This window comes from Sphaerisporangium sp. NPDC051017 (assembly GCF_040683095.1).
GTDB lineage: Bacteria > Actinomycetota > Actinomycetes > Streptosporangiales > Streptosporangiaceae > Sphaerisporangium.
This window is the reverse complement of record NZ_JBFBCI010000108.1, coordinates 1-11,517: the sequence shown is the minus strand read 5'-3', so window position 1 is coordinate 11,517 and position 11,517 is coordinate 1. Positions and strand designations below refer to the sequence as shown.

Sequence of the window (11,517 nt, the reverse complement as noted above, 5' to 3'; positions counted from 1 at the left end):
GAGCACGAACAAGATGCCGGACAGGACCTTCCGGTCATCCAGACGCTTGCGGCCAGGATGGTCGGTGCGGCGTGGCACGACCGGCAGCAACGGCTTGATCCGTGCCCACAACTCGTCGGACACGATCCACGGTGGCTGCTCGCCCTTTCTCACGCGGTGATCAACCTGAAGGTGATCAACCTTATTCCTAGATCATTTTGTTAGGAGTTCTAAGGGGAACACCACGCGAGAAGGATCTTCGCCGGACTCTGCGGCCTCGTCGTGTCAGCCGCGTTATCGGTCGCCGTGCAGACGCCGGCGCACGCCGCCGGCTATGACGGCATCTGCACCGGTGCCGACGCCCTGACCGGCGTCACCATCGTCATCGACTTCCAGGAACTGGACGGCAACGGCGGCACACCCGCCCGACGGTCACCCGCTGCTCCCCGAACCCCACGCCGGGCACGCAGCGGACCGGCATCCAGGCCATTCAGGACGCCGGCATCAGCGTGACGGGCGTCGTGCAGTGGGGGCTGGCGTTCGTGTGCCGGCTGCAGGGCCGCCCCTCGGCCGCCGAATCGATCCCCATCACCAGCAACCCGAACTACCACGAAGCGTGCGTCGTCACCCCGCCGGCGGCCGCCTACTGGTCGTACTGGCACGCCACGGGCGCCGGCACGACGTGGACGTACAGCAGCTACGGCGCGTCCAACCGCAACGTGGTCCCGGGCGGCTTCGAGGGCTGGTCGTTCTCGCTGAACAAGACCGCCACCTCGAACCCGCCGCCCGGCGTCACTCCGAACAACCCGGCGGTCAGTCCGAACAACCCGACCGTGAACCTGTCCGTGGACGACCTGGACCGCAAGATCAATCTGGGTCAGAGCACGTCGCTGACGTGGACGTCGACGAACGCGACCTCGCTGACCGCGTTCTCGGTCACGCCGGCGACGGGTGGCGGCTCCTGGTCGGGCGCGCTGGCCGTCCCCGGCGGCACGAAGACGATCACGCCGACGGCGAAGGGCACCTACACGTACACGATCAGCGCCACGGGTACCGGCGGGACCGTGTACAACACGGCCACACTGACGGTCCAGTGACGCTACCGTCCATCCGCGGCACCCGGACGGCCCTGCGCGCCGTTCGGGTATTCGCCGCGGCAGCCGTCCTGCTGGTCGCCGTCCACCCGGCGCCGGCCGGCGCGTCCGCGATCGACCCGTCCCGGGGCCTGCCGGGGTTCTGCCCGGACGGCAACGGCGTCACCGTCGTCGTCGACTTCCAGGGGCTGGGCGGCACGACGATCGTGCGCTGCGACCCACAGCGGGAACGCGGCACCGGCCTGGACGCCCTGAAGGGCGCGGGCTTCCAGATCGACGGGGTGCGGCGGTGGGGCGAGGCGTTCATCTGCCGGATCGAGAACCGCCCATCGGCCGTGGAGCAGATACCGGTGAAGGGCAACGAGGGCTACCGGGAAGCGTGCATCGACACGCCGCCCGCCGCCGGGTACTGGTCGTACTGGCACGCCGGCAACAACTGCGCCTGGAAGTACAGCCAGTGGGGCGTCAAGAACCGCGACTTCGTCCCGGGCGGTTTCGAGGGCTGGTCGTTCTCCCTGAACGCGACCGCCGACACCAACCCGAAGCCACGGATCGCCGCGGTCCGTCCCGGAACGGAAGGCGGCCCGTGCAACGCCCGCGACGAGCCCGCTCCCACGTCCAACGACCCGAGCGCGGTCCAGCCCAGGCCGGGCGGCGGCGACACCCGGCAGGACTCGCCGGACCCTGATCCCCCTGCCACGCAGGATCCCGCGCCGCGCGCGAACCCCGATTCGCCCGCGGCGCAGGACCCCGCTCCTCGCACCGACTCCCCTGCGGCCCAGGATCCGGCCCCGCGCGCCAACCCTGACTCCCCGGCCGCGCAGGCCCCGGCTCCGCACAGCGACTCCGATTCCCCCACTGCGCAAGCTCCCGCTCCACGCGCGAACCCCGGCTCTCCCGCCGCACAGGCTCCCGCCCGGCGCACCACCCCGCGGTCGTGCTGTTCGCGACGTCCAGCGTGGACCCGACGAACCTCAACCCGTCACTCATCGAGCTGTCGTGGCCGATGCTGTCGTGGGCTCCGCTGTGCGGGGTGCTCGCCGGGACGCTGCCGGCGTTCCTCACCCCGCCGCCTGAGCTCTCGCACGTCCCGGCCGGGGTGCTCCCGGAGAAGGTGGCCGCATGATCGAGCTGAACGACGTCTCCTTCTGGTACCACGGGCAGGCCGATCCCGTGCTCACGGGCGTCGGCGCGACGATCGGCGAAGGGGAGCTGGTGCTCGTCGCGGGACGGACGGGCGCAGGCAAGTCCACCCTGCTCGGCACGGTCAACGGGCTCGTCCCGCACTTCACCGGGGGCCATCTCGAAGGTCTTGTCGCGGTCGGCGGCGCCGACACCGCGTCCCATCCGCCGCGCGAGTTCGCCCATCTCGTCGGGGTCGTCGGGCAGGACCCTCTCGCCGGGTTCGTCACCGACACCGTCGAGGAGGAACTCGCCTACGGCATGGAACAGCTCGGCCTGCCGCCCTCCGTCATGCGCCGCCGGGTCGAGGAGACCCTCGACCTGCTCGGCATCGCCGACCTGCGCCGCCGGGCCCTGCGCACCCTGTCCGGCGGGCAGCAGCAGCGCGTCGCGATCGGCTCGGTCCTCACCATGCACCCGCCGGTGCTGGTCCTGGACGAGCCGACCTCCGCGCTCGACCCGACCGCCGCCGAGGACGTCCTCGCGACGCTCGCGCGGCTCGTCCACGACCTCGGCACGACCGTCCTGCTCGCCGAGCACCGGATGGAACGCGTGGTCTCGTTCGCGACCGGATGCTGTACCTGCCGGGCGACGGAACCCTCGTCGACGGCCCGCCGGCCGCCGTGCTCCGGGACATGCCGATCGGGCCGCCGATCGTCGCGCTGGGCCTGTTCGCCGGGTGGGAGCCGCTGCCCCTGTCCGTCCGGGAAGCCCGCAGGCGCGCCGGGCCGCGGCGCGAGGCGCTGCCCCGCGTTCCGGACGTTCCTCCCGGCACGACCGGGGCGCCGGTGCTCACCGGCCGCGACGTCGTGGTCCGGTACGGCGAGACCGTCGCCGTCCGCGGCATCGACCTGGACCTGCACGAAGGGGCGGTGCTCGCGCTGATGGGCCGCAACGGCTCCGGCAAGTCCTCGCTGCTGTGGGCGCTGCAGGGCTCGGGACCGCGCCAGGGCGGCACGGTCACGGTCGCCGGGTCCGACCCGGGACGGCTGCCGAGCGCGCGGGCCCGGGCGCTCGTCGGGCTGGTCCCGCAGACCGCCGGGGACCTGCTGTACCTGGAACGGGTCGCCGACGAGTGCTCCGCCGCCGACCACGAATCGAAGGCCGCACCCGGGTCATGCCGGACCCTGCTCGACCGGCTCGCGCCCGGCATCGACCCGGACGCCCACCCGCGCGATCTGTCCGAGGGGCAGCGCCTCGCGCTCGTACTGGCCGTGCAGCTCACCGCGTCGCCGCCGGTCATGCTGCTCGACGAGCCGACCCGCGGCCTCGACTACGACGCCAAGACCGCGCTCGCCGCCACGATCGCCGAGCTCGCCGCTGAGGGACGCGCCGTCGTCGTCGCCACCCACGACGTGGAGTTCGTCGCGGCCGTGGCCGACCGCGTCGTCGTCATGGCCGAAGGGGAGATCGTGGCGGACGGCCCGGCCCGGGACGTGCTCGGCGGCTCACCCGCGTTCGCGCCGCAGGTCGCGAAGATCCTCGGCCCGGACTGGCTGACCGTCGCCGCCGTCCGCGCAGCACTCCCCCAGGAGGCCCGATGACGACGCCGGCCACCGAGGGGACACCGGCCGTCCGGGTCGGCCTGCGGTCGGCGGCCGTGCTCACGCTCGCGTCCATCGCCGGGCTGATGTTCGTGTGGCCGCTGCTCGTCCGCGTCGAGCCGCAGACCATGCAGCACGCGCCCGACGCGCCGTTCATCTTCATCGGTATCCTGCCCGTCCTCATCATCGTCGTGCTCGCCGAGTTCTCCGAAGGCGGCATGGATTCCAAGGCGCTGGCGATGCTCGGCGTCCTGTCTGCCGTCAACGCCGCGCTCAGGCCCCTCGGCGCGGGCACCGCGGGCATCGAGACGGTGTTCTTCATGCACCATCGCCATCATCGTCCTCGGCCCGGCCATCCTGGCGACACTGCGCCGCGCCTCCCGCAAGGCATCCTTCGGCGCCGGCCACAAGTTCTCGCGCCTCGGTGGAAGACATGTCTACTCCTCAGTCGCCGACCCAACGCGAGACCACCCTGCGGCCCCGGTCTCGAGGGTCAGGATGCGGACCAGTGCGGGCCGTCGGGGGTGTCCTGGACGGTGACGCCGACGCGGGCGAGGGCGTCGCGGACGGTGTCGGCGAATTCGTACGCGCCCGCGACCCGTAGTTCGCCGCGTAAGGCCAGCAGCGGGTTCACGAGAGGGGCCAGCCGTTCGCGGGGATCGCGCAGGTCGACCAGGCGTGCGAGGCGGGAGATCATGCCGCGCAGGAGGGCGCGCGCCTGCTCGACACCGCCGTCGTCCTCCTCGGTGTCGGCCGCCCACTTGTTTATCTCGGACTCCAGGTCCAGTACGGCCTGGATGATCGCGTCGACGTCGCGCCGGTCCAGGGCGGAGTCGAAACGCTCCTGGCACGCCCGCATCGCCTCCCCCAGCGTTTCGCCGCCGCCGGCGTGTCCGGGGTCCGGCGCCACGACGGCGAGACTGGACGGAATCGTCGACCCGTTGGCGTTCTGGGCGAGGTCCCGGAGGTCGGCGATGTCCACCGTCACCCCTGAGGGAAGGATGGTCTGCGCGCCGTCGCGCCGCACGGTCAGCCCGCCCCGCCCGCGTACCTCGACGGTTCCGACGTGGAGGTCGAAGATGACGGCCGTGTGCTCGTCGATGCCCAGGACCGCGGCGCCGTCCGGGAGTTCCTTCTCCATCCGGGACAGCCGCCGCTCGCCCAGGTAGCAGTACCGGGTGTCATGCGTGCCGCCTTCTGCGTTGTCGTAGTGCGGGATCACGGCCGCGAAGAGTCCGAGCGGCGCGAGCAGGTCGAGTCCTTCTCGCCAGTGGGGTTCGGCGCCCACCTTGTAGATCTCGTAGACCGGCACCGCGGCGATCCCCGCCGTGCAGGCCGCCGCCGAGGCGAGCACCGTCACGCCGGCGGCCGCCCGGACCCGCGCGCGCAGGTCGGCGGCGAGGGTCGTGGCCGACCACCGGTCCAGCGCGTACGTCGGGCTGCCCGGTCCGGAGAAGACCCAGTCGGGCCGGCCGAGGATGTCACCCGGGCCCGCGACCTCAACCCTCAGGCCGACGCTGGTGGCGAAGTACCTGCGGGCGCGGGCGGAGATGTCGGCCGCGTTCTCCTGGAAGGCGTACGGGGTGTCCAGCAGCACGGCCCGGGGAGCATGCCCGAGACGCCGCACGAGCGAGCGGTGGACCTCGACCATGGTGGGGCTCGTCTCGCCCGATCCCATCAGCGCCAGCGCTCCCGGCTGATCTCGCATCGTGCCCGCGCCTCCTTGCCTGGCCTGATAAAAGCCACGCACACGGCCGGGTTCGGCGCAAGAGCAGTAATGCATATAGGCTGCTCTTGCATACTCTTCGCAACTGAAGGGGCTGGTGGGAAGCCCGCTCGTGGGACCGGAACGGGACGGAACGTACATGAACGATCACACCGCCGTCCTGCCGCCCGTCGCGGTCGAGGTTCTGCTGCTCCGCGTGAGTTCCACCGGCGGCTGGGCCTATCGCCGCCTGACCACCTCTCCTGGGCACGGGGAAAGCCCGGACGAGGCCGCCCGCCGCGTCTCGCGCGTACCCGCCGACGCGCGGCACACCGTCGTCCACTCCACCAGCTGGCGCTACCGGCCCGAAGGTCAGGTCGTGCTGACCTACGCCGTCTGCCCCGACCCCGCGCCCGCCCTGCCCGCCGTCGCGCTGACCGACCCGCGCCTGGCCACCGGGTCGGCCCCCGCCGCTCCTACGCCCGATCACATCGAGGTTGACAACGTCGCGGCCCATGCGATCCGCCACCTGGCGTTTCTCCAGGCGACCGACCCGATCGTGCGCGATGCCCTCGCCGCACACCCACACCTGGGCCGAGCGCTGGACGACCTCGCCTCGATGGCGACCGTCGCCGGTCGGCGGTAAGGGCGGTTCACCGCGTCCTCAGGCGGGCGGTTCGGCCGCTTCCAGGCGGTGGATCGTCCCCTCTGCATCCGCCCACCAGGCCAGGAGCTGGGTGATGGCCAGGTCGGAGAGGATCCGGGGTGGTGGCCTCGCGATCGCCGATCGGCGCGTACAGGCTCTCCTGTCCCGGAAACATCACGGCCTCCTTGGCGATCAGCCCTCCTGCACTACTAAGGTAGTTGCAATAAGCATGCAATAGAGGATGACCGAGGCTCAGGAGAGACTGATGGGTCAGTACTCGCTGCCGGATATGCCGTACGACTACGCCGCCCTGGAGCCGGCGATCACGGGAGAGATCCTGGAGCTGCACCACGCCAAGCACCACGCGGCCTACGTCAAGGGCGCCAACGACACCTTGGACAGGCTGGCCGAGGCCCGCGACAAGAGCGAGTTCGGCGGCCTGGTCGGACTGGAGAAGACCTTCGCCTTCAACCTGTCCGGGCACGTCCTGCACACGATCTTCTGGCAGAACCTGTCCCCGGACGGCGGTGACCGTCCCGACGGCGCGCTCGCGGACGCCATCACCGAGCACTTCGGGTCCTTCGAGGCCTTCCAGAAGCAGCTCACCACCGCGACCTCCACCGTCCAGGGATCCGGGTGGGGCGTCCTGGCCTGGGAGCCGCTAGGCCGCCGCCTGGTGGTCGAGCAGGTCTACGACCACCACGGCAACGTCGGCGCCAACACCACCCCGCTGCTGGTGTTCGACGCCTGGGAACACGCCTACTACCTGCAGTACCGCAACGTCCGCCCCGACTATGTCGAAAAGCTCTGGTCCCTGATCAACTGGACCGACGTGATCTCCCGCTTCGACGCCGCACGCGGTGGCACGGCCTGACCCAGGCCCCTTCTGACCGCGACGGCCTGTGCGCGCGGGGCAATCCTTCCGAGCGCTATCCACCACAGGCCGTCGCGCCGAACCTGGCCGAGCCACCAACGATCAATCATCGACGGCCGCCCGTTACCGGACCACCCGCCCGACAAGAGCGCTCAACAACGAACGCCGCGTCGCCGTGGCCGCAGCCCAACCGCAGCGACGAATGGCTCGACCGCGCAGCGCCTCTGGTCAGCGCGCCTTCGCGGCCTCGCGGTGACGCCTGCGGTATTCGGCAGGGTTCGCAGAGTCGCCGCACCCCCTCATCGAGCACCAACGGCGGGTGCCCGGCCGGGGCTGGTCCACGAACAGGACCGAGCACACGGGGCCCTGGCACGCGCGGATGCGGTGGGAGTAGGGGCCGGTGACGAGGTCGATGGCGTCGCGGGCGATCACTGACAGCAACGCGGGCACGGGCGCCCGGACCTCGGCGAGCTCCCGGCCCGACGAGCCCAGCACGGGAGGCGGCACCGGGACGGGGACTCTCTCACCACTGGAACCGGGCCGCCCGGTCACCGCCGAGTTCACCCACCTGGGCGCACTCACGGCGTCCTGCGGCTGATGACTGGGCGCCGCCCTGATGCTGGTGACCGCATGCGGCCGGTCGAGTCAGTCGACGCTCAACCAGCACGGTGAGGGCGCCCGCCGGGTGGCGGGCCTGTGGTGGCTGACGTTCGGCATCTCGGTGGCGGTCACCGCGGTCATCATCGTGTGAAATCGCCCTTTCCCTTCGGGCTGATGCGGTCGCTCGTCAGCTCTGTTCGCGTACGTCGAGTCGTTCGTCGGTCTGCCCGGTGGCCAGGAGATGCGCACGGTAGATGACTTCGAGCTGGGCGAGATTGTAGAGCTCGACGATGGCACGGTTGACCGTGGTCTGCAGGAGCGCGGGGTTGCCCTGGGATGCCTGCAGGTCAGGGTCGTGCAGCCAGGGATACTTCGCGTAGAGCTCCCGCACCTCCGGGGCCAGTCGTTCCGCGAGTCGGCGCTTGGTCACGAGGTCGGCGTCCGGCGGCAGTTGGGCGAACTCTTCGTCGACCTCGCTCCGCTCGACTTGGAAGATCTCTCGGAAGGCGCGCATCGCGTCGTCGGTGAAGACGCGCGAGTAGATCATGATGAGCGACCGGTCGGTCTCGGTCATGTTGTTCGCGATGGCTCCGAATTCGACCGGGAGCTCGGCTGCAGGGGTGCCATGCTGCCGGAGCGCTGCGATCTCCAACCGGATGCGCTGGAGGCGTTCGATGGTGACCGCGAGTTCGGCGTCGATCACCTGCAGTGCATCCTTCTGGTTCGCGTCGGCGCTGCTCATGGCCGGGATCTGGCTCAGCGGCACGCCGAGGTCGGCGAGCCGGCGGATCTGCAGCAGACGCAACAGGTGGGGCACTTCGTACTGCTTGTAGCCGTTCGAGGTGCGTGCGGGCTCGTCGAGCAGCCCGATCTCGTGATAGTGGCGCACGGCCTTCAGGGTCGTGCCCGCGAGTTCGGCCAGCTGGCGGGTGCTCCACGCCACCTCGGGTTCCTCCGTGTGTTCGCTCACCGGCCGGATCGCCGATCGCCTCAAGTGGAAACCATGCCCCTAGGGCAGTGTCAAGGTTGGAGGCGCCGCCGAAGGCGGAGGAGGAGCGGTGTTCCGCGGCGTCCTCATGAACGGGCTGCTCTGCTACGGAGCGGCGGGTGCCGGTGAGCCGCCCGCCCGGGACGCGGCCCGGTCACCCCTGCGCGATCACGTGAATTTCTCCTTGAGCTTGCCGATGGGGCCGGTCTCGGTGCCGAGGAAGGGCCCGGGGTCCCGAGGCTGCCGTCGTAGGTGTCGTGCACCTTGGGTTGAGCTGAGGGTCGATTCCACGGGTCGCGGTCATGCCGGGGGCGACACGGAGATCGCAGCATCCAGCACTTTGGGTGATTGATCGAACGCACATAGTAGCGTCCGCTATGAAGTCGATCTACGAGGACACCCCTCACGACAGAGCGGAGTTCAGTGTTGATGTCACTACGACCCAGATCCGCGCCCACCGCGCTGGCCTGCGCCTTGATGACCCTGCTGGCCGTATCGGGGACGCAGATGGTGGCCGCCCGGACCGGTGCGCAGGCCTCCACCACAGCGACGAACGCGGTCTCCCGAACCGCCTCCACGCCCTGCGTCCGGCAGGGGCAGGCGACCTACCCGGTCAGTTACTACTGGAAGAACGCGCTCGGCATGCGGCTGGGCAGCGGGTCGGTCTCGGTCGACACCTCTCCGTCCCTGTGGGGCGGGCAGATCACGCCGGGCGGCACCTTCACCCTCACCCTGACCCACCGCACGGCGCAGTGGCCGCTGCTGGTGCGCACCTACACCACCACCTGGGACCTGTCGTCCCTGCTGGCCAACGCCGATGTCGTCAACCAGTCGGGGGCCGGCACCATCAGCGGCAACAGCCTGACGATCACCTCGCCGGGTACCAAGACCGACCCGTCACCGAAGGTCATCACCTTCCGGGTCCGCCAAGGCACCGTCGGACGCAGCATGACCATCCGGCCGAGCGGGATCAGCAGCGTCATCGCCGCGCCGGGCCAGCTCGGGAACAACACCCCCGCCCCGCCGATCCAGATCGTCAGCGGCCAGTCGATCTCGCCCACCTCAGCCGCCGACGACACCGCCACCACCCAGGGCAAACCCGTCAGCGTGCCCGTTCTGGCCAACGACACCGGCACCGCACCGGTGATCAGCAACGTCACCGCCCCCGGCCGCGGCACCGCGACCATCTCCGGCAACACCGTGGTCTACACACCCGCCCCCGGCTTCGTCGGCACCGACACCTTCACCTACACCATCACCACCGCCTGCGGAACCGCCACCGCCAAGGTGACCGTCACCGTCCCGTGCACCGACACACCCGTCACCTTGGCCAACGGCAGCTTCGAGGCGCCACCTGTGACCGGGTTCCAGATGCTCCCCGACGCCTCGATCAACCCGGCCATCGGCTGGCACACCACCGCCACCGACAACCTGGTGGAGTTCTGGCGCACCGGCTACGGCGGGGTCCCATCGGCTGACGGGCAGCAGTTCGCCGAACTCAACGCCAACATGTTCTCCACGCTGTACCAGGACCTGCCCACCATTCCCGGAACCGTCATGACCTGGTCGCTGTATCACCGGGGCGTCGCGGGCACCGACACGATGCACGTGCTCATCGGCGCCCCCGGCGCGACCGTCGCCCAGACCCCCGCCGGAGCCTCCTCACCCGATATCACCGACGGCAACACCGCCTGGCGCCGCTACACCGGGACCTACGTCGTCCCGCCGGGGCAGACCGTGACCCGGTTCTCCTTCCAGTCGGTGTCGACCGCAGGCGGTAACCCGGCGACCGGCAACCTCCTGGACGGCGTCGTCTTCGAGACCCCACGCTGCCCGAGCCCAGCCCGAACAACACCGACCCGGCAAGCCAGACAGATCACCGCCTACGCACCCTGACCCCAACGACCGCCTCACCATCGCCCATACGGAGATCGCGCAATGGGCTGAACCGTAACGAGACCAGAGGTCCAGCTCGCCATCAATGCCGGCCAACGCCGCCGGGCGGCCGGGTCGCTACCAACGGGTGCCGCGACCGTCCCGGCGTGCCGAGGCCTGCCCCTTGGGCATTGCCGAAACTTTGGCCCTCGCACCGACCGCGGGAAGCGGGATTGCGTGCGGCGCGTGCCTTCGGCCGCCAGTGGTCGCCGAGGACGGTCGGCCACGCGCCATGCCGTCCGAATCCAGGCGGCGACGTCGAGATCTCCGGCGCGGCACTACTCACGCCAGGCGGAGATTTACGCGGGCCTGCGCGCGCTGCGCGACGCCCACCTGGAGCAGATTCGCACGCGATATCCCGACATCTGGTCTGCGACGCGCAGCGCCGGCTTCCATCTCGATGCTGACCCCGTGTATTTCGACGTTCGTGGGGACGATGTTCGTTCCGAGTTGGTCCGTATTTCCCTCGGGCGTGCTACGTCCATACTTGGCGAGACGGTCACTCCTTCGGACGCTGTGCTCATCGGGGACACCCCCGCCGATGTAGAAGCCGCACTCGAGAACGGTGTACCCGTCATCGCGGTGGCATCGGGCCGAAGCTCCGCCGACGAACTGCGCGAAGCCGGAGCTCTCCGAGTTCTGCCGGACCTCACGGATACAGCATCAGTGGTGAAAATGGTGCTGGAGGAGGCCACCGCATAGGCCCGCTATTCGGGCCTGCGCCAGGCCGCACCCTACCTGCGCGAGCTGCTGGAGCGGCCGCTGCTCGCCGATCTCGGCCTGCTGCACGCCGCACCCGCCCGGCACGCCCTGGACCGCAATCTGTGGGAAGGGGGCGGCGTGGCCGAGGTCGTAGTGTTGCCGACCGGCCGAACGCGCTTACCGAGGGGATACTTCTGGGCGGCTCCCGAAATCGCGGAGAAACGCGTCCCGTTCCCATGTGGACAGCAGGCTCGAAGGGGTCGTGAGG

14 protein-coding genes are annotated in these 11,517 nt (G+C 70.3%); 9 read left to right on the top strand and 5 right to left on the bottom strand.

Annotated features, from left to right (window positions below):
• On the bottom strand, positions 1–153 hold a 153-nt coding region (locus AB0M95_RS39840), incomplete at its 3' end, for a transposase (protein WP_363776603.1).
• 335 nt (positions 154–488) lie between these two features.
• Between AB0M95_RS39840 and AB0M95_RS39835 the strand changes: the two genes are divergently transcribed.
• Complete coding sequence (locus tag AB0M95_RS39835; RefSeq protein WP_363776600.1) at positions 489–1,076, top strand: hypothetical protein; 588 nt, start codon at positions 489–491, stop codon at positions 1,074–1,076.
• A gap of 364 nt (positions 1,077–1,440) precedes the next feature.
• Here AB0M95_RS39835 and AB0M95_RS39830 read toward each other — a convergent pair whose 3' ends face one another.
• Positions 1,441–1,773 carry a hypothetical protein gene (locus AB0M95_RS39830; RefSeq protein ID WP_363776597.1) on the bottom strand — a complete coding sequence of 111 codons (333 nt, stop codon included), beginning with the start codon at positions 1,771–1,773 and terminating at the stop codon, positions 1,441–1,443.
• Between the two features lie 237 nt (positions 1,774–2,010).
• Between AB0M95_RS39830 and AB0M95_RS39825 the strand changes: the two genes are divergently transcribed.
• From AB0M95_RS39825 to AB0M95_RS39815, 3 genes are read left to right on the top strand one after another with little or no spacing between them, the layout of a single operon-like run.
• Positions 2,011–2,199 (top strand): hypothetical protein, encoded by a 189-nt coding sequence (locus AB0M95_RS39825; protein ID WP_363776594.1) that lies wholly within the window; start codon positions 2,011–2,013, stop codon positions 2,197–2,199.
• Positions 2,196–3,140 carry an ATP-binding cassette domain-containing protein gene (locus tag AB0M95_RS39820; protein WP_363776591.1) on the top strand — a complete coding sequence of 315 codons (945 nt, stop codon included), beginning with the start codon at positions 2,196–2,198 and terminating at the stop codon, positions 3,138–3,140. The genes AB0M95_RS39825 and AB0M95_RS39820 overlap by 4 nt, the downstream gene beginning before the upstream one ends.
• Positions 3,044–3,799: an ATP-binding cassette domain-containing protein gene (locus AB0M95_RS39815; RefSeq protein ID WP_363776588.1), complete on the top strand. Its 756-nt coding sequence runs from the start codon at positions 3,044–3,046 to the stop codon at positions 3,797–3,799. Before AB0M95_RS39820 ends, AB0M95_RS39815 begins: the two co-directional genes overlap by 97 nt.
• 493 nt (positions 3,800–4,292) lie before the next feature.
• On the opposite strand, the gene AB0M95_RS39810 is transcribed toward AB0M95_RS39815, so the two are convergent.
• Positions 4,293–5,507: a hypothetical protein gene (locus AB0M95_RS39810; protein WP_363776586.1), complete on the bottom strand. Its 1,215-nt coding sequence runs from the start codon at positions 5,505–5,507 to the stop codon at positions 4,293–4,295.
• Between the two features lie 157 nt (positions 5,508–5,664).
• On the opposite strand from AB0M95_RS39810, the gene AB0M95_RS39805 reads away from it, so the two are divergent.
• A complete protein-coding gene (locus tag AB0M95_RS39805; RefSeq protein WP_363776583.1) occupies positions 5,665–6,150 on the top strand; it encodes a hypothetical protein in 486 nt (161 codons plus the stop codon).
• 265 nt (positions 6,151–6,415) lie between these two features.
• The gene (locus AB0M95_RS39800) at positions 6,416–7,024 is read left to right on the top strand and encodes a superoxide dismutase (RefSeq protein WP_358526672.1); all 609 of its coding nucleotides are present in this window, start codon (positions 6,416–6,418) and stop codon (positions 7,022–7,024) included.
• Positions 7,025–7,252: 228 nt separating this feature from the next.
• Here the strand turns inward: AB0M95_RS39800 and AB0M95_RS39795 are convergent, their stop codons facing one another.
• Complete coding sequence (locus tag AB0M95_RS39795) at positions 7,253–7,606, bottom strand: CGNR zinc finger domain-containing protein (protein ID WP_363776580.1); 354 nt, start codon at positions 7,604–7,606, stop codon at positions 7,253–7,255.
• A gap of 34 nt (positions 7,607–7,640) precedes the next feature.
• Here AB0M95_RS39795 and AB0M95_RS39790 point away from each other — a divergent pair, with 34 nt between their 5' ends.
• Positions 7,641–7,775, top strand: a complete 135-nt coding sequence (locus tag AB0M95_RS39790) for a hypothetical protein (RefSeq protein WP_363776577.1) — start codon at positions 7,641–7,643, stop codon at positions 7,773–7,775.
• 36 nt (positions 7,776–7,811) lie between these two features.
• Here AB0M95_RS39790 and AB0M95_RS39785 read toward each other — a convergent pair whose 3' ends face one another.
• Positions 7,812–8,594 (bottom strand): MerR family transcriptional regulator, encoded by a 783-nt coding sequence (locus AB0M95_RS39785; protein WP_363776574.1) that lies wholly within the window; start codon positions 8,592–8,594, stop codon positions 7,812–7,814.
• A gap of 447 nt (positions 8,595–9,041) precedes the next feature.
• Here AB0M95_RS39785 and AB0M95_RS39780 point away from each other — a divergent pair, with 447 nt between their 5' ends.
• Positions 9,042–10,508, top strand: coding sequence for an Ig-like domain-containing protein (locus AB0M95_RS39780; protein WP_363776571.1), 1,467 nt, complete (start codon positions 9,042–9,044; stop codon positions 10,506–10,508).
• Between the two features lie 225 nt (positions 10,509–10,733).
• Positions 10,734–11,249, top strand: a complete 516-nt coding sequence (locus tag AB0M95_RS39775; protein WP_363776568.1) for an HAD hydrolase-like protein — start codon at positions 10,734–10,736, stop codon at positions 11,247–11,249.
• Positions 11,250–11,517 lie beyond the last annotated feature (268 nt).